The organism is Amycolatopsis aidingensis (assembly GCF_018885265.1).
In the GTDB taxonomy this organism is placed as follows: Bacteria; Actinomycetota; Actinomycetes; order Mycobacteriales; family Pseudonocardiaceae; genus Amycolatopsis; species Amycolatopsis aidingensis.
The window spans coordinates 6847024-6862940 of record NZ_CP076538.1 but is presented as its reverse complement, the minus strand read 5'-3'; the positions used below and the strand labels follow the sequence as shown (position 1 = coordinate 6862940).

Sequence of the window (15917 nt, the reverse complement as noted above, 5' to 3'; positions counted from 1 at the left end):
CGGCTGCTTCCGGCCGGGGACACCGGTTTCGCTCAGGCCGCCTGCGGCAGCGGGGCGGCGGCCGGGGTGAGCGCGAGCTCCAGCACCTCACGCACGCTGGACACCGGGTGCACCTCCAGTTCGGCCAGCACCTCGGCAGGCACGTCGTCCAGGTCCGGCTCGTTGCGCTGCGGGATGATCACCGTGCTGATCCCGGCCCGGTGCGCGGCGAGCAGTTTCTGCTTCACCCCACCGATCGGCAGCACCCGGCCGGTCAGCGACACCTCCCCGGTCATGGCCACGTCCGCCCTGGCGACCCGCCCGGACAGCAGCGAGGCCAGCGCCGTGGTCATGGTGATCCCGGCCGAGGGCCCGTCCTTGGGCACCGCCCCCGCCGGAACGTGGACGTGCACCCCGCGCTCCTTCAGGTCGGCCACCGGCAGCTCCAGCTCGGCACCGCGGGAACGCAGGTAGGACAGCGCGATCTGGGCCGACTCCTTCATCACCTCACCCAGCTGCCCGGTCAGCGAAAGCCCGGTGCCCCCGGACTCCGCGTCGGCCAGCGAGGCCTCCACGTACAGCACGTCGCCACCGGCACCGGTCACCGCCAGACCCGTTGCCACCCCGGGGATCGAGGTGCGCTGGCTGCCCGCTGGCAGCGAGGACTCCGGCAGGTGCCGTGGCCGGCCGAGGTAGGTGTCCAGGTCCGGCGCGTCCACCGTCACCGGCAGGCTCAGCTCGTCCAGCGCCGCCTTGGTGGTGACCTTGCGCAGTACCTTCGCGATGGTCCGGTTCGCCTCCCGCACCCCGGCCTCCCTGGTGTACTCGGCGGCGATCCGGCTCAGCGCCGCGTCGGTGATCCGCACGTCCTCCTGGCCCAGCCCGGCCCGCTCCAGCTCCCGCGGCAGCAGGTGGTCCCGGCCGATGGTGACCTTCTCGTGCTCGGTGTAGCCGTCCAGCGACACCAGCTCCATCCGGTCCAGCAGCGGCCCGGGGATGGTCTCCACCGCGTTCGCCGTGGCCAGGAAGACCACATCGGACAGATCCAGCTCGACCTCGAGGTAGTGGTCCCGGAAGGTGTGGTTCTGCTCCGGGTCCAGCACCTCCAGCAGCGCCGCGGTCGGGTCGCCCCGGTAGTCCGCGCCCACCTTGTCCACCTCGTCCAGCAGCACCACCGGGTTCATCGAGCCGGACTCCTTGATGGCCCGCACGATCCGGCCGGGCAGCGCGCCGACGTAGGTGCGCCGGTGCCCGCGGATCTCGGCCTCGTCCCGGATCCCGCCGAGCGCGACCCGGACGAAGTTGCGGCCCATCGCCTTCGCCACCGACTCCCCGAGCGAGGTCTTGCCCACCCCGGGCGGGCCCGCCAGCGCCAGGACGGCTCCGGAACGCCGCCCGCCGAGCTGGCCCTTGCCCGCCTCGGCCCGGCGCTTGCGCACCGCGAGGTACTCGATGATCCGTTCCTTCACATCGGCCAGCCCGGCATGGTCGGCGTCCAGCACCTCGCGCGCACCGGCGATGTCGTGCACATCGGTCGTCCGCTCGTTCCACGGCATATCCAGCACGGTGTCCAGCCAGGTGCGGATCCAGCCGCCCTCCGGCGACTGCTCCGAGGTCCGCTCCAGCTTGTCCACCTCGGCCAGCGCGGCCTTGTGCACATGCTCGGGCAGCTCGGCGGCCTCGATCCGGGCCCGGTAGTCCTCGTCACCATCGCCGCCGGACTCCCCGGTCAGCTCGCTGAGCTCCTTGCGGATCGCCTCCAGCTGGCGGCGCAGCAGGAACTCCTTCTGCTGCTTCTCCATTCCCTCCGCGACGTCCTTGCGGATGGTGTCGCTGACCTCGAGCTCGGCAAGGTACTCCCGGCCGGACTCCAGTGCCTTCTCCAGCCGCTCGGTCACGTCCAGGGTGCGCAGCAGCTCGAGCTTCTGCGCCGCGCTCAGGTACGGGGCGTTGCCTGCCAGGTCCGCGATCGCGGATGGCTGCTCCACCTGCTGCACCGCGTCCAGCATCTGCCAGACCCCACGCTGCTGCAGCATGGAGACCACCACCGACTTGAACTCGGCGGCCAGCTCGGTGGCGCGCTCACCGGTTGGCGGCTCCACGGCCTCCTCGGCGTGCACCCACCTGGCAGCGCCCTGCCCGGTGCCGGTCTCGCCGACGAAGGCCCGCCGGGTACCGCGCACCAGGGCCGCGGTGCCACCACCGGGCACCCGGCCGACCCGCTCCACGGTGGCCACGGTGCCGATCTCGGCGTACTCGCCCGCCAGCCGCGGCACGATCAGCACCTCGGCCTCGGCGGCCGGAGCGGAACGGATCCCCGGCAGTGTGCTCGCGTTCGGCGTGCCCGCTCGCGCCGACTCCACGGCCGCCCTGGTTTCGGCTTCGCCGAGGTCCAGCGGCACCACCATGCCCGGCAGCACCACGTCGTCGTCCAGCGGAAGTACGGGTAGGAGCTGGGTTGCGCTCATTGTCACGCTCCTCGCTTGTTGAGTTCACTCGGCTCAACCTTGCGAAGAGTGACTTTGTTTCCGCCGATCGTTCGCTGCGAGCGAGCGCCGTTGGCGGAATAATCGCCTCGTTACCCGCGGCGAAGGAGAACGTGGTTGTCGTCACCCGGTGGTCGGCCTCTATCGCCGTTGTTGATCCCCTGTTAACTCTCGGCTGATCTGATGATGGCCGGAACGAGGCCGAAATACGCCCTCCGGGGTACAGTAGGGCCCTTCGTTCGCCCCGGCGTCACCGCCGGCGAGCAGACGGGAAGGAGGTTGCATGCCGGAGCCATACGGCGGACCCGCCGGTTCCTACTCGGCTGCAGCTGACTCTTCTCCGACACCTTCGAGTGGATCGACTGGCATGCCTGGATCGGCTAATACGACACAGTCTTCGGGACGCTCGGACGAGTGGCGGTTCCGGATCTACACCATTCTGGTGCTCTCGGCCGGTATTGCCGCCGCGTTCGCGGTATCAAGGTGGCTGCCCTTCGAAGGGTCGGCCGACCTGTGGTGGATCGGCCCGCTGCTGGCGGTGGCCTTCCTGCTCGCCGAGCAGCTCGGCATCAACGTCGACGTGCGCAGCGGCATCTCCTGGACCATCTCGTTCACCGAGATCCCGCTCGTCATCGGTTTCTTCGTGGCGCCGTTCGAGGTGGTGGCCGCGGCACACCTGGTCGCAGGGATCGGCACCCTGCTGGTGCGCAGGGTGTCCGGAAGGGTGCTCTACAACGCCGGGGTGTTCCTGCTCGAGGTCACCAGCGCGTTCGCCGTCGCCGGGCTGGTCAAGCAGCTGGTCGGCGACCCGGGTATGCCGTGGATCGCCGCGCTCGCAGGCACCCTGACCGCGCCGCTGGCCAGCACGCTGCTGGCACTGGCCGCGGTCCGCGTGCTGCGCCGCCGGATGCGGGTCACCACCGCGCTGCGGCTGACCGGCCGCATCCTGGTCGTCGGCTTCGTGAACGCCTCGGTCGGACTGTCCGGCTACCTGGTGATCGCTAACGTGCCAGCCGCCTGGCCGCTGGTGCTCGCCGTCTTCCTCGGCCTCTCCGCGCTCTACTGGGCCTACTCCGACCTGCTTCGCGAGCAGCGCGATATGGAAGCACTCTCCGACGTCAGCCTGATGGTCGCCAGGTCGGGGCACCAGGCCGCGGCCCGGCCTGCCAGCCGGGTGGAGGACCTGCGCCATGGCGTGGACGTGGACGAGTGGGTCACCATCGCCGAGCGGATCAAGGACCAGCTGGCCGCGGGCCGGGTCGTGCTCCGGCTGCGGCTGGAACCCGACGATGCCATGCGCACCGTCGTGGTCGGCGAACCGCTGCCGCCCGGCGGGCTGCCCGCCGACGACCCGCTGCTGCGCCTGCCCGGCCCGCACGTGCGGCACTTCCGGATCACCGAGGCCAACCCCGAGGTACGGACCGCGCTGCTGGACCGCGGCGCGCAGGAGGCGCTGGTGGTGCCGCTGCGCAGCGCCAACCAGCTGCTCGGCGTGGTGGAGGCGCACGACCGGCTTTCCCGCTGGCGCGGCTTCGGCAAGTACGACATCCAGCTGCTCGGCACCATGGCCAGCCACCTGGCGACCTCATTGGACAACCGCAGGCTGCTGGCCACCCTGCGGCACGACGCCTACCACGACCCGCTGACCGGCCTGCTCAACCGGCCAGGGTTCTGTTTGCTCGCCCGCGACCCGCTGCGCGAGCGCCCCAGCTCCGTGGTGCTGCGGGTGGACCTCGACGTGTTCTCCACGGTCAGCGACGCGCTCGGCTACACCTGGGCCGACCGGATGGTGATCGCGGCGGGCAGGCGAATGCGCGACACCCTCGGCCAGCAGGTCCCGCTGGCCAGGCTGGAGGGCGCGTCCTTCGCCGCACTGCTGGCCGATCACACCGCGCAGCAGGCGCACCAGGTCGCCGAGCGGCTGCGCGCCGAGCTGTCCGCGCCGTACCCGATGGAACGGCTGACCGTCGAGGCCAACGCCATGGTCGGCTATGCCGTCACCGTGGACGACAACCACGACCAGGTGGACATCGACGGCATGCTGCAGCGCGCCGACATGGCCGTGCGGGCAACCCGCGGCGGCGAGGAGGTCCGTGGCTACGTGCCGAGCATGGGCCAGATCTTCATGCGCCGCTTCCAGATGGTCACCCAGTTCCGGCAGTCGCTGGAAGACGGCCAGGTCAGCGTGCACTACCAGCCCAAGGTGTCGCTGCCGAACCGGCATGTGCAGGGCGTCGAGGCGCTGGTGCGCTGGCAGCACCCGGAGTTCGGCAAGCTCGACCCGGACGAGTTCGTGCCCGCCGTGGAGGCGGCAGGCCTGATCGGGGTGCTCACCTCCTTCGTGCTGGAGCAGGCGCTGCGCCGGGTGCGCAAGTGGCTGGACGAGGGGCTGCGCATCTCCGCGGCGGTGAACCTGTCCGTGCGCAACCTCGCCGACGCCGAGTTCCCGGCCAAGGTCTCCGCCGCGCTGCGGCGCTTCGACGTGCCACCGGAGCTGCTGACCTTCGAGCTGACCGAGTCCGGCGTGATGTCCGACCCGCAGCGCGCCCTGCCGATCCTGCGCGAACTGCACGCGCTCGGCATCGTGCTCGCGGTGGACGACTTCGGCACCGGTTACTCCTCGCTTGCCTACCTGCGGCAGCTGCCGGTGGACCAGGTGAAGATCGACAAGAGCTTCGTGCTCGGCATGGGCACCGATCTCGGTGACCTCGCCGTGGTCCGCTCCATCGTCGAACTGGGCCACTCGCTCGGGCTCACCGTGGTGGCCGAGGGCGTCGAGGAGGACATCGCCCGCGACCAGCTGGAGGCGATGGGCTGCGATGTGGCGCAGGGCTACCTGATCTCCCGCCCGCTGTCCGAGGAGCGGCTGGAGGCGTGGTTGCAGGCCCGCACCGCCCGCTCGCCAGGGCGGCACGCCGAGACCGTGCTGACCCTGCTGACCTGAGGTTTCACCGGATGGGTACCCCGCCCGCAGCGGCCAGGAGGGCATTGTGTAATCTCTTCGAGGCTCCAGTTGAGCACGCCCCAATAGCTCAGTCGGCAGAGCGTCTCCATGGTAAGGAGAAGGTCTACGGTTCGATTCCGTATTGGGGCTCGCGAGTGGGCGAGTCATGTCCGTGGAAAGCGCGGACTTGGCTCGCTTCGCGTTTGTCTGGGGGCGGAGCCCCAGGCCCCACCCCGGGGGCGAGCCCCCGGACCCCCGGGACGTGGCTGGGTCGGTGGTAATCTCACCTTCGGGCCCCGTGCTGGGCCTTGGCGGGATAGCTCAGGTGGTTAGAGCACACGGCTCATAATCGTGGTGTCGCGGGTTCAAGTCCCGCTCCCGCTACGCGAGTTGGGCGAGGCGTGTTTGCGGAAGGCGCAAACCACGACTCGCTTCGCATCCCACTGGGGGCGAAGCCCCCAGACCCCACCCGGGGGGCTGCCGCCCCCGGACCCCCGGAGTTGGTGGGGAACCGAGTTAGAGAGAGGCTTTGCCGTGGCTGCCACCGACGTGCGACCGAAGATCACGATGGCGTGCGAGGAGTGCAAGCACCGCAACTACATCACCAACAAGAACCGGCGTAACGACCCGGACCGGTTGGAGATGAAGAAGTTCTGCCCGAACTGCGGTACGCACCGGGTGCACAAAGAGACGCGCTGACGCGTCCTTCGGATCTGCTCGAGGCCGTCCCCGTTGCACGGGGGCGGCCTCGATGCTGTGGGAAACAACCCAACTAACGGCGCTACCGGGGCGAGCCCTGACTGCCCCAGGCTCGCGGCATGCGTACCCGAACCACGATCGCCGCGGCCGCGCTGGCGCTGGGCGTGCTGGCCCCCGGTACCGCCGTGGCGGAGCAGGTCCACGGCTACACCGCCGAGGTGCGGCAGACCGCGGTGAGCGCCATCGCCGCGAGCGAAGGCCTCCCCGCGGCCGCGGCCACCCGGATCCTGCGCACCCAGGACGGCAGCATCCGCACCCTGGAGCGGATCACCGGGCGGCTCGGCGCCCGGCAGGCAGGTGGGTACCTGGACGCCGCGGGCAGGCCGGTGGTGAATGTGCGCACCTCCGCGGCCGCCGAGCGGGTCGCCGCGGCCGGAGCAGAGCCGCGGCTCGTCGCCCACACTTCCGGCGAACTGGCCGTAGCCCGGCGGGCACTGGAGGCGCTGCCGGCCGTTGCGCACACCGCGCTGGGTGTCGACCCGCGTGCCAACCAGGTCGTGCTCACCGTCGCCGACGCAGCCGAGGGGTCACGGTTGCTCCGCCTGCTCGACACCGCGCGCACGCTCGGTCCCCTCGTCCGGATCGAGCGGGTGGCGGGCAGCATGCGCCAGGCCGTCTACAACGGCGATGCGATCACCGGCGGTGGCGCTCGCTGCTCGGTGGGATTCAACGCCAACCGCGACGGCACGAACTACATCGTCGACGCTGGCCACTGCACCAGCGCCGTCTCGAGCTGGAACGTGGGCCCCTCGGTCGACGCGAGCTTCCCTGGGGACGACTACGGCCTGATCCGCAACACCACCGGCCACGCGCCAGGGGCGGTGACCCTGTGGGACGGCTCGGCCCAGCGGATCAGCTCGGCCGACGACGCCGTGGTCGGCCAGCGGATCTGCAAGAGCGGCAGCACCACCGGGCTCACCTGCGGCACGGTGCAGCGCATCGGGGTCACCGTCAACTACGCCGAGGGCGCCGTCCGCGACCTGGTGCAGACCTCGGCGACCGTGCGCCCTGGGGACTCCGGCGGCTGTCTGTTCGCCGGTAGCACCGGCCTCGGCATCACCTCGGGCACCGGCGGCGGCAGCTCCTTCTTCCAGCCGGTCACCGAGGCCCTCCGCACCTATGGTCTGCGCCTGAACTAGGGATCGGTAGCCTGCGGACGTGCCACTGGATCCTTCCTTCATCGGCCGGGTCTACCCGCCGACGACCACGTACGAAGTCGGCCGCGAGAAGATCACCGAGTTCGCCGACGCGATTGGGGACGAGAACCCGCTCTACCGCGATCCGGGCGCGGCCCGCGCCGCGGGCTACCCGGACGTGATCGCGCCACCGACGTTCCTGACCATCATCAACCTCGCCGCGATCAACTCCATCGTCGCCGACCCGGACCTGGGGCTGGACTACGACCGGATGGTGCACGGGGACCAGCGTTTCGAGCACACGAGGCCGGTGCACGCCGGTGACAAGCTGGCCCTGACCACCACCATCGAGGAGATCATGGCACGCGCGGGCAACGACTTCATCAACCTGCGGGCCGATATCGCCGACGAGGATGGGGAGCCGGTCTGCACCACCCGTGCCCAGCTGGTGGTCCGGGGGGAGGCACAGTGAACGCGACGAACCTGGAGAAGGGCACCGAGCTGCCCCCGCTGTCCGTGCGGCTCACCCGGGAGCACCTGGTCCGCTACGCCGGTGCCGCGCTGGACTTCAACCCGATCCACTGGAACGAACGGTTCGCCAAGGACGTCGGCCTTCCGGACGTGATCGCGCATGGCATGCTGACCATGGCGCTGGGCGGCAGGCTGGTCACCGAATGGCTCGGCGATCCCGGCAGGCTGATCGAGTACGGCGTGCGCTTCACCCGGCCGGTCGTGGTGCCCGACGACGGCGCGGGCGCACTGGTCGAGTTCACTGGCAAGGTGGCCGAGGTGCGCGAGGACGGCCTGGCCCGGGTGGACATCACCGCCAAGTTCGACGGAAAAACCGTGCTCGGTAAGGCGCAGGCGTTCGTCCGGCCCGCCTAGCCCGGCTCGCTCCGCACCGTCGCGAGTACGGCCTCCGCCATCCCGCGATTGCCCCGCTGGTTCGGATGCAGCGGGGCCGCCTCGCCCTCCGGCCGCGGCCCCTCCACCCAGCGAGTGGACGTGCAGACGTCGTGCTCCCGGCTCGGGCCCGCGGTGTCCACGAACTCGGCGCCGTGCGCCCTGGCCTGCTCGGCCAGCATCGCGTTCAGCGAGCCGAGCCCCGCCCTGAGGTAGGCGATGTCCGTGCCGAGGTAGGGCAGCTCCGGCCGGCAGCCAGCGCCCTGCGGCAGCACCGTCGGATAACCCACCACCAGCACCCTGGCCCGTGACGCGCGGGCCGCGATCCGGTCCAGCGCGGTGGCCACCCTGCCCGCCGTCGCGGTCACGTTCTCGGCGATCCGGTCGCGGCCGCCCGCGGTCAGTTCGTCCCGGCACGGGGTGGCGTTCTCGGTGGTAGCCACGCAGTCGGCGGCGAAGCCGATGAAGCCAACATCGTTACCGCCGATGCCAAGGGTGACCAAGGTGGTGCTCTCGGTAACGGCTTCGAGCTGGGGCGGGTTGGTGCCTTCCCCGGTCCGCTGCGGCTCGCTCAGGTGCGCTGTTCGCGCCCCGGCGCAACTGACATCGGCGAACTCGGCGGGCCGTAACCGCGCGGCGACCAGATGCGGGTAGTTGGTGGTCGAGCGATCGCATCCAGGCGGGCCGGTGGCAGGCCCGGTTCCCGGGGCCGAGGTGTAGGAGTCGCCGAGGGCGACATACCGCTCCCGCGCCGGTTCCGCCTGCTCGCCGCCGCAGCCGGCAAGGAGCAGTGCCAGCAGGGCCGGCAGCGTCACCGTGGGCTTCGCGCCGCGCATGCTCAGTCCGCCTCGGCCAGCAGCCCTGCCACCCTGCCGATGCCCGCCACCAGGTCCTCCTCGGCCAGTGCGTAGGAGAACCGGAAGTAGCCGGGGGTGCCGAACGCCTCGCCCGGCACCACGGCCACCTCGGCCTCGCGCAGGATGAGTTCGGCCAGTTCCGCGGTGCTCGCCGGGCGCTGCCCGCGCAGCCGCCTGCCAAGCAACGAGCGCACCGAGGGATAGGCGTAGAACGCGCCCTCCGGTACCGGGCACTCGACTCCCGGGATCTCGCCGAGCAGCGAGACGATCCGCCTGCGCCGCGCGTCGAAGGCCGCCCGCATCCGCGCCACCTCGTCCAGTGGGCCAGCCACGGCCGCCAGCGCCGCCCGCTGGGACACGTTCGCGACATTGCCGCACAGATGGGACTGGTAGTCCGAGGCGGCCTTGATCACATCCGGCGGCCCCAGCATCCAGCCGACCCGCCAGCCGGTCATCGAGTAGGTCTTGGCGACCCCGTTCAGCACCAGCGTCCGGTCCGCCAGCTCCGGAACCACCACCGGCAGCGAGTCCGCGGTGGCGCCGTCGTAGACCAGATGCTCGTAGATCTCGTCGGTGATCACCCAGATGCCGTGCCGCTGCGCCCACTCGCCAATGGCCCGCACCTCCGCACGCGGGTACACCGCGCCGGTCGGGTTGGCAGGCGAGTTGAACAGCAGCACCTTGGTCCGCGGGGTGCGGGCCGCCTCCAGCTGCTCGACGGTGACCCGATAGCCGGTGGACTCGTCCGCGGTGACCTGCACGGCGACCCCGCCTGCCAGCCTGATCGACTCCGGGTAGCTGGTCCAGAACGGTGCGGGCAGCAGCACCTCGTCGCCGGGGTCGAGCAGGGTGGCGAACGCGGAATAGACCGCCTGCTTGCCGCCGTTGGTCACCAGTACCTGCTCCGGGCCGACCCGGTAGCCGGAGTCCCGCAGGGTCTTGTCCGCGATCGCCGCGCGGAGTTCGGGCAGGCCCGCCGCGGCGGTGTAGCCGTGGTTGGCCCGGTCATGGACCGCGGCGGCCGCGGCCTCGACGATGTGTTCCGGGGTGGGGAAGTCCGGCTGGCCCGCGCCGAAGCCGATCACCGGGCGGCCCTCGGCCCGCAGTGCCTTGGCCTTGGCGTCCACGGCCAGCGTGGCCGAAGGGGAGATCGCGGCGACCCTGGCCGAAACCCGGCTGGTCGGGCTGCTCGTGGAGGTCGGCATACCTGCCATGTTGGCAGCAGAGGTGTCAAGGGTTACCGCCGGTCCCACACCCTCCGTCGGGTCTGTGGAGGGCGCGGTTGCGGGGCCGCATGTGGCTTGCCGTAGACTGCCGAACTTGGAACGTACGACGCACTGCCCCGCTGGTGAGCGGGGTGGGTGAAATACGTCCAGCGAGCGGTGTCGCGGATGCGGTTCCGGTCGAAGGGGTGTAGCTCAATTGGCAGAGCAGCGGTCTCCAAAACCGCAGGTTGCAGGTTCGAGTCCTGTCACCCCTGCAGAGTACGGCCGGTACCGCCGGCCAGCCGCTGGCAGGCGACAGCGTGGACGTATCGGCGATGCGGAGGAGTAACTCGTGAGCGAGGACGGCGAGAAGGACCAGGAGAAGGAGCAGCAGCAACCTTCCCGTCCGAACACCGCCGCGGCTCGGCGGGAGCGCCGTGCCTCCGCACGTCCGGATGCAGGCAAGAGCGGTGAGGCGGACACTGGGAAGCGTCCCGCCCCGAAGGGCAAGTCTTCGGGGCGGAAGCCGGACAAGGCGGGCAAGCCCGCTGCCAAAACCGAAGGCAAGGACCGGCCGACGCCGAAGCGGGAAGACACCGGGAAGAAGCAGGCCTCGCTGTTCAGCAGGATCGTCCGCTTCCTCCGTGAGGTGTGGGCCGAACTGAAGAAGGTCATCTGGCCGACCAGGAAGCAGATGATCACCTACACGGCCGTGGTGTTGGTGTTCGTTTCCTTCATGATCGCCCTGGTGTTCGCCCTCGACCTCGCCTTCGGTGAGGTCGTGGCGCTCGTGTTCGGCGAGTAAGCCGACCCGCACTGCCGCGGGTGTGCGGTGCTGCCGCATGCCCGACAAGTGATCAATTGAGAGGACGGAAAGTGACCTCCGAGAACGGCTCAGGAGCCGGTCAGGATCTGACCGGCCTCTCCGACGAGCAGGTGCTCGCGGCCGCCGGCGACGAGAGCTCGGAACCCACCGAGCCTGCCGAGCCCGCCGCGGACGCCTCGGAGGCGGCCCCCGAGACCACGGACGCTCCCGAGGCCGCCGCGGCCGAGCCGGCCACGGCCGCCGCCGAGGAGGACCCGGTCGCGAAGCTGCGCGCCGAGCTGCGGTCGCTGCCCGGCGAGTGGTACGTCGTGCACTCCTACGCCGGCTACGAGAACAAGGTCAAGACCAATCTCGAGACGCGTACCCAGACCCTGGACGTCGAGGACTACATCTTCCAGATCGAGGTGCCGACCGAAGAGGTCACCGAGATCAAGAACGGCCAGCGCAAGCAGGTGCAGCGCAAGGTGCTGCCCGGCTACATCCTGGTCCGGATGGAGCTGAACGACGCATCCTGGAGCGCGGTGCGCAACACCCCGGGCGTCACCGGTTTCGTCGGCGCCACCTCGCGCCCCTCGCCGCTGAGCATCGAGGAGGTGCTCAAGTTCCTGGCGCCCGAGGCGGAGAAGGCGGCACCGGCCAAGGCGGCCAAGGGCGAGCCCGCCGCCGCGGACACCTCGCTGGGTGGCTCCGCCGTGGAGGTCGACTTCGAGGTCGGCGAGTCGGTTACCGTGATGGACGGCCCGTTCGCGACGCTGCCCGCCACGATCAGCGAGGTCAACGCCGACGGGCAGAAGCTGAAGGTCCTGGTGTCGATCTTCGGCCGGGAGACGCCGGTCGAGCTGTCGTTCAACCAGGTCTCCAAGATCTGACCGGTCTCCGGATCGGCAGCCCCGCGCGTACTGGCAGGTGCGCGGGGACGCGTAATACTGAATAGGAACGACGAATGCCACCCAAGAAGAAGAAGCTTGCAGCGATCATCAAGCTGCAGATCCAGGCGGGGGCCGCGAACCCGGCTCCGCCGGTCGGCCCGGCGTTGGGTCAGCACGGCGTCAACATCATGGAGTTCTGCAAGGCCTACAACGCCGCGACCGAGTCGCAGCGCGGCAACGTGGTGCCGGTCGAGATCTCCGTGTTCGAGGACCGCTCGTTCGACTTCAAGCTCAAGACCCCGCCCGCCGCGAAGCTGCTGCTGAAGGCGGCCGGCGTGGACAAGGGCAGCGGCGAGCCGCACAAGAGCAAGGTCGGCAAGGTGACCTGGGACCAGCTCCGGGAGATCGCCGAGACCAAGAAGACCGACCTGAACGCCGACGACCCCGAGCAGGCCGTCAAGATCATCGCAGGCACCGCCCGCTCGATGGGCCTCACCATCGAGTGACCAGGTCGCGGTGCGACCCGTGGCAGAGCCAGGCGCTGGCTCGGACCACAACTGATCCATTCACGTAGTAAGGACAGAGCATGACCAAGCGCAGCAAGGCCTACCGTCAGGCCGCCGAGCTGATCGACCGGCAGCGGTTGTACGCGCCGCTGGATGCCGTGAAGCTCGCCCAGGAGACCTCCAAGGTCAAGCTGGACGCCACCGTCGAGGTCGCCATGCGGCTCGGCGTGGACCCACGCAAGGCCGACCAGATGGTCCGCGGCACCGTGAACCTGCCGCACGGCACCGGTAAGACCGTCCGCGTCATCGTTTTCGCCACCGGCGACAAGGCCGCCGAGGCCGAGGCCGCCGGCGCCGACGCGGTCGGTACCGATGAGTTGATCGAGCGCATCCAGGGTGGCTGGCTCGAATTCGACGCCGCGATCGCGACTCCGGACCAGATGGCCAAGGTCGGGCGGATCGCCAGGGTCCTCGGCCCGCGTGGCCTGATGCCGAACCCGAAGACCGGCACCGTGACTCCCGCGGTCGCCAAGGCCGTCACCGAGATCAAGGGCGGGAAGGTCAGCTTCCGCGTCGACAAGCAGGCGAACCTGCACCTGGCGATCGGGAAGGTCTCCTTCGAGCCGGAGAAGCTGGTGGAGAACTACGCCGCCGCCCTCGACGAGGTGCTGCGGGCCAAGCCCTCCGCGGCGAAGGGCCGTTACCTGCAGAAGGTGACCTTCTCCACCACCATGGGGCCAGGCATCCCGGTCGACCCGGCCCGCACCCGCAACCTGCTGGCGGAGGAAGTCCCCGCCTGACCCGGCCCCTCCGGAACCGACTGCTGTGAGTGGCCCGGTTCCCCGCGGAATCCGCGGGGAACCGGGCCACTTATTAATTGGTGGTCGGGGTGGGCTCCGGGCAGGGCTGCGGCTCGCTGCGGTGACCGGTGATCAGCCACTGCCCCTTCTCCACCTTCGTCAGGGTGAACGCGCCGAGCGCGGGGCCGCCGTGGATGCCGCTCCAGCTGTCCGCGCAGGAACTGATCCGCACGGTGTTCCCCTCGATGGGTTCGGCCCGGTGCGAGGGCATCGACTCGGCATAGTCGTTGACGTGGGTGACCTGCTCGTGTAGCGCCAGCACGGCCTGGCGGCAGTCCGGGTACCCCATGTTCGCCGCGAACTGCGCCTGGGTCGCCTCGGCGAACCGGCCACAGGCCTGGTCGACCAGTGGTTCGCCGGTCCTCGGGTCCTCCTGCGCGATCGCGTCGTAGACCTGACGCACCGCCTCGTAGGGCTGCGAGGACAGGATCTCGTTGGTCTTGTAGGTGCCGCCGCCCATCTCGTGCGCGGGCAGCCCCTCGTCCTCGCTGCCGAACAGGTAGTTGTACGCCCAGGTCAGCGCCAGCGCGAGGAGCAGGAAGAAGATCAGCCAGCCGAGCAGCTTCTTGCCGAGCCAGCGCAGCCACCCCGGCACCTTCGGCCGCTGCGGTCCGGGCGACTCGGCGGGCACGAGTTGCCCCGGTGGGGGCGGCGGCACCGGTGGCTGGCCCTGCCCTTGGCCCGGTACCAGCGGGCCCGCCTGCTGCGGTGGCTGTTGCTGTGCCTCCTGGTACCGCAGGAAGTCCTGGAACTGCTGAAACTGCTGGAACTGGCGGAACTGTTCGGGATCGATCGACTCGGCCGCGGGCGGGGTGGCGCGCCGGGCGGGTTCCAGGTCACCCGAGGACGTGGGCTCGCCTGCCGGCTGCCCCTCCGGGCCCGGCTGCTCGTCCGGTCGCTGTTCAGCCACGTGACCCATGATGCCTGCTCTGGTACTGATCGTGGCCCCCGGGCGACGGTTAGCCCGCGAAACGTACCCCGCAGAGTGCGGTTTGCCCGCTAAACGCACCTCCCGGGCCCCGGCGGACTACGTTTCGCCCGCGAAACGTAGTCCGGGGAGGGGTGGGGCAGGGGCGCGGTGGGGTGGCGTATGCTGGACGACGGTTCTACCGAAGACCGCTGGTCTTCCCGGTACCACTCGGCACCGGGAACGAAGGTCCCGCAGCACGGCGGGCGGCCCGCGCAGGAGGAACGAGGCCACGCCCGCGCGTGTCACAACCACGCGCGCTCCGACGCCCCGCGCCTGCTGCGCTGGGGCGTTTCGTCGTCTCTGGCTCCTTCACCGGCGGTCCTTAGCCAAGAGAGGAGGCGGCCATGGCGAAGCCTGACAAGGTAGCGGCCGTCGCCGAGATCGCGGACCGGTTCCGCAACGCCTCGGCAACCGTCGTCACCGAGTACACCGGCCTTTCGGTGTCTCAGCTCGGCAAGCTGCGCCGCGCCCTCGGCTCGAGTGCCAAGTACCGGGTCGCGAAGAACACCCTCGTCAAGCGTGCCGTCGAGGACGCGGGCATCGAGGGGATGGACGACCTCTTCGTCGGCCCGACCGCGATCACCTTCGTCGAGGATGATCCGGTCGAGGCCGCGAAGGTGCTCAAGGACTTCGCGAAGGAGCACAACGCCCTGGTGATCAAGGGCGGCTACATGGATGGCCGTCCGATCACCGTCGAGGAGATCCAGAAGCTCGCCGACCTGGAGAGCCGCGAGGTGCTGCTTTCCAAGGCCGCGGGCGCGTTCAAGGCGAAGCTGTCCCAGGCAGCCGCCATGTTCAACGAGCCCGCGTCCCAGGTCGCCCGCCTGGCCGCTGCGCTGGAAGAGAAGCAGCGCGAGTCCGGTGACGCACCGGCCGAGAGCTGAGCCACACCACCCCACCAGAGCCGACCAACAAGGAAGGAACGCCACCATGGCGAAGATGAGCACCGACGAACTGCTCGACGCGTTCAAGGAGCTGACGCTGCTCGAGCTGTCGGACTTCGTGAAGAAGTTCGAGGAGACCTTCGACGTCACCGCGGCCGCCCCGGCCGCCGTGGTCGCCGGCCCCGCCGCTGGTGGCGAGGCCGCCCCGGTCGAGGAGGAGCAGGACGAGTTCGACGTCATCCTCGAGGGCGCTGGCGACAAGAAGATCCAGGTCATCAAGGTCGTCCGCGAGGTCGTCTCCGGCCTCGGCCTGAAGGAGGCCAAGGAGATGGTCGAGGGCGTGCCGAAGCCGCTGCTGGAGAAGGTCGACAAGGAGGCCGCCGAGGCCGCCAAGGCCAAGCTGGAGGAGGCCGGGGCCTCGGTCTCGGTCAAGTGACCTCCACCAGGTAACTCGCGCACTGCGCAACCGACGAGGCGGGCATCCGATCCGGGTGCCCGCCTCGTGCTTTCCGGGGCTGCGCTGGCGGCGCATCTGGGCTACCGTGCTGCGGTCGCCGGAGTAGGTCACAACCCCGAAAAGGACCACCCAGTCTGTGGTCACCGGGAAAACTGGTGAGTAACCTGTTCGCACCCAGCTCGTTGCACCTGGTTGACACGGGTATCGGAGTGTGCCGTGACCTGCTGCGACACCGGGTGAACCAGCCGGGTGTGGGAAGTCGACACCGAACTTGTC

The 15917-nt window shown here is 70.0% G+C and carries 15 protein-coding genes and 3 tRNA genes; 14 read left to right on the top strand and 4 right to left on the bottom strand.

All coding sequences use genetic code 11. The features are described from left to right. Positions 1–32 precede the first annotated feature (32 nt). Entirely contained in the window at positions 33–2447 is a 2415-nt protein-coding gene (gene lon / locus KOI47_RS31395) for an endopeptidase La (RefSeq protein WP_216210559.1), read from the bottom strand. Positions 2448–2832: 385 nt separating this feature from the next. Between lon and KOI47_RS31390 the strand changes: the two genes are divergently transcribed. The 7 genes from KOI47_RS31390 to KOI47_RS31360 all read left to right on the top strand — a co-directional run bounded on the left by KOI47_RS31390 (position 2833) and on the right by KOI47_RS31360 (position 8189). Then, entirely contained in the window at positions 2833–5409 is a 2577-nt protein-coding gene (locus KOI47_RS31390) for a putative bifunctional diguanylate cyclase/phosphodiesterase (protein ID WP_232376376.1), read from the top strand. A gap of 77 nt (positions 5410–5486) precedes the next feature. Beyond that, a tRNA-Thr gene (locus KOI47_RS31385) sits at positions 5487–5559 on the top strand. A 160-nt stretch (positions 5560–5719) separates the two neighbouring features. Beyond that, positions 5720–5793, top strand: a tRNA-Met gene (locus KOI47_RS31380). 150 nt (positions 5794–5943) lie between these two features. Beyond that, complete coding sequence (gene rpmG, locus KOI47_RS31375) at positions 5944–6108, top strand: 50S ribosomal protein L33 (RefSeq protein WP_141998821.1); 165 nt, start codon at positions 5944–5946, stop codon at positions 6106–6108. Positions 6109–6227: 119 nt separating this feature from the next. Continuing rightward, on the top strand, positions 6228–7307 hold the full coding sequence (locus KOI47_RS31370) for a S1 family peptidase (protein WP_216210556.1): 1080 nt from the start codon (positions 6228–6230) through the stop codon (positions 7305–7307). A gap of 19 nt (positions 7308–7326) precedes the next feature. After that, a complete protein-coding gene (locus KOI47_RS31365) occupies positions 7327–7776 on the top strand; it encodes a MaoC family dehydratase N-terminal domain-containing protein (protein ID WP_216210554.1) in 450 nt (149 codons plus the stop codon). Continuing rightward, on the top strand, positions 7773–8189 hold the full coding sequence (locus KOI47_RS31360) for a MaoC family dehydratase (protein WP_232376375.1): 417 nt from the start codon (positions 7773–7775) through the stop codon (positions 8187–8189). Before KOI47_RS31365 ends, KOI47_RS31360 begins: the two co-directional genes overlap by 4 nt. Here the strand turns inward: KOI47_RS31360 and KOI47_RS31355 are convergent. Together KOI47_RS31355 and KOI47_RS31350 are read right to left on the bottom strand one after the other, a co-directional pair. Further along, positions 8186–9043, bottom strand: coding sequence for an SGNH/GDSL hydrolase family protein (locus KOI47_RS31355; protein ID WP_216210552.1), 858 nt, complete (start codon positions 9041–9043; stop codon positions 8186–8188). The genes KOI47_RS31360 and KOI47_RS31355 overlap by 4 nt on opposite strands. A gap of 2 nt (positions 9044–9045) precedes the next feature. Continuing rightward, positions 9046–10278 carry a pyridoxal phosphate-dependent aminotransferase gene (locus KOI47_RS31350; RefSeq protein WP_216210550.1) on the bottom strand — a complete coding sequence of 411 codons (1233 nt, stop codon included), beginning with the start codon at positions 10276–10278 and terminating at the stop codon, positions 9046–9048. A 193-nt stretch (positions 10279–10471) separates the two neighbouring features. Here KOI47_RS31350 and KOI47_RS31345 point away from each other — a divergent pair. The 5 genes from KOI47_RS31345 (at position 10472) to rplA (ending at position 13270) form a co-directional block, all read left to right on the top strand. Continuing rightward, positions 10472–10544 (top strand) — tRNA-Trp (locus KOI47_RS31345). A gap of 77 nt (positions 10545–10621) precedes the next feature. Continuing rightward, a complete protein-coding gene (gene secE / locus KOI47_RS31340) occupies positions 10622–11074 on the top strand; it encodes a preprotein translocase subunit SecE (protein WP_216210548.1) in 453 nt (150 codons plus the stop codon). 71 nt (positions 11075–11145) lie between these two features. Continuing rightward, positions 11146–11964, top strand: coding sequence for a transcription termination/antitermination protein NusG (gene nusG / locus KOI47_RS31335; RefSeq protein WP_216210546.1), 819 nt, complete (start codon positions 11146–11148; stop codon positions 11962–11964). A gap of 74 nt (positions 11965–12038) precedes the next feature. Further along, entirely contained in the window at positions 12039–12470 is a 432-nt protein-coding gene (gene rplK, locus KOI47_RS31330; RefSeq protein ID WP_216210545.1) for a 50S ribosomal protein L11, read from the top strand. An 80-nt stretch (positions 12471–12550) separates the two neighbouring features. Then, complete coding sequence (gene rplA, locus KOI47_RS31325; protein WP_216210542.1) at positions 12551–13270, top strand: 50S ribosomal protein L1; 720 nt, start codon at positions 12551–12553, stop codon at positions 13268–13270. 73 nt (positions 13271–13343) lie between these two features. Here rplA and KOI47_RS31320 read toward each other — a convergent pair whose 3' ends face one another. Continuing rightward, positions 13344–14249 carry a hypothetical protein gene (locus KOI47_RS31320; RefSeq protein WP_216210540.1) on the bottom strand — a complete coding sequence of 302 codons (906 nt, stop codon included), beginning with the start codon at positions 14247–14249 and terminating at the stop codon, positions 13344–13346. Positions 14250–14644: 395 nt separating this feature from the next. On the opposite strand from KOI47_RS31320, the gene rplJ reads away from it, so the two are divergent. Next, complete coding sequence (gene rplJ / locus KOI47_RS31315) at positions 14645–15184, top strand: 50S ribosomal protein L10 (protein WP_216210538.1); 540 nt, start codon at positions 14645–14647, stop codon at positions 15182–15184. A gap of 46 nt (positions 15185–15230) precedes the next feature. Next, complete coding sequence (gene rplL / locus KOI47_RS31310) at positions 15231–15620, top strand: 50S ribosomal protein L7/L12 (RefSeq protein WP_216210535.1); 390 nt, start codon at positions 15231–15233, stop codon at positions 15618–15620. Positions 15621–15917: the final 297 nt, after the last annotated feature.

Excerpts from the sequence above, each read along its gene's own strand:
- lon (WP_216210559.1), bottom strand. The coding sequence starts at position 2,447 with ATGAGCGCAACCCAGCTCCTACCCGTACTTCCGCTGGACGACGACGTG.
- KOI47_RS31390 (WP_232376376.1), top strand. The coding sequence starts at position 2,833 with ATGCCTGGATCGGCTAATACGACACAGTCTTCGGGACGCTCGGACGAG.
- KOI47_RS31370 (WP_216210556.1), top strand. The coding sequence starts at position 6,228 with ATGCGTACCCGAACCACGATCGCCGCGGCCGCGCTGGCGCTGGGCGTG.
- KOI47_RS31355 (WP_216210552.1), bottom strand. The coding sequence starts at position 9,043 with ATGCGCGGCGCGAAGCCCACGGTGACGCTGCCGGCCCTGCTGGCACTG.
- KOI47_RS31350 (WP_216210550.1), bottom strand. The coding sequence starts at position 10,278 with ATGGCAGGTATGCCGACCTCCACGAGCAGCCCGACCAGCCGGGTTTCG.
- rplK (WP_216210545.1), top strand. The coding sequence starts at position 12,039 with ATGCCACCCAAGAAGAAGAAGCTTGCAGCGATCATCAAGCTGCAGATC.
- rplA (WP_216210542.1), top strand. The coding sequence starts at position 12,551 with ATGACCAAGCGCAGCAAGGCCTACCGTCAGGCCGCCGAGCTGATCGAC.
- KOI47_RS31320 (WP_216210540.1), bottom strand. The coding sequence starts at position 14,249 with ATGGGTCACGTGGCTGAACAGCGACCGGACGAGCAGCCGGGCCCGGAG.
- rplJ (WP_216210538.1), top strand. The coding sequence starts at position 14,645 with ATGGCGAAGCCTGACAAGGTAGCGGCCGTCGCCGAGATCGCGGACCGG.
- rplL (WP_216210535.1), top strand. The coding sequence starts at position 15,231 with ATGGCGAAGATGAGCACCGACGAACTGCTCGACGCGTTCAAGGAGCTG.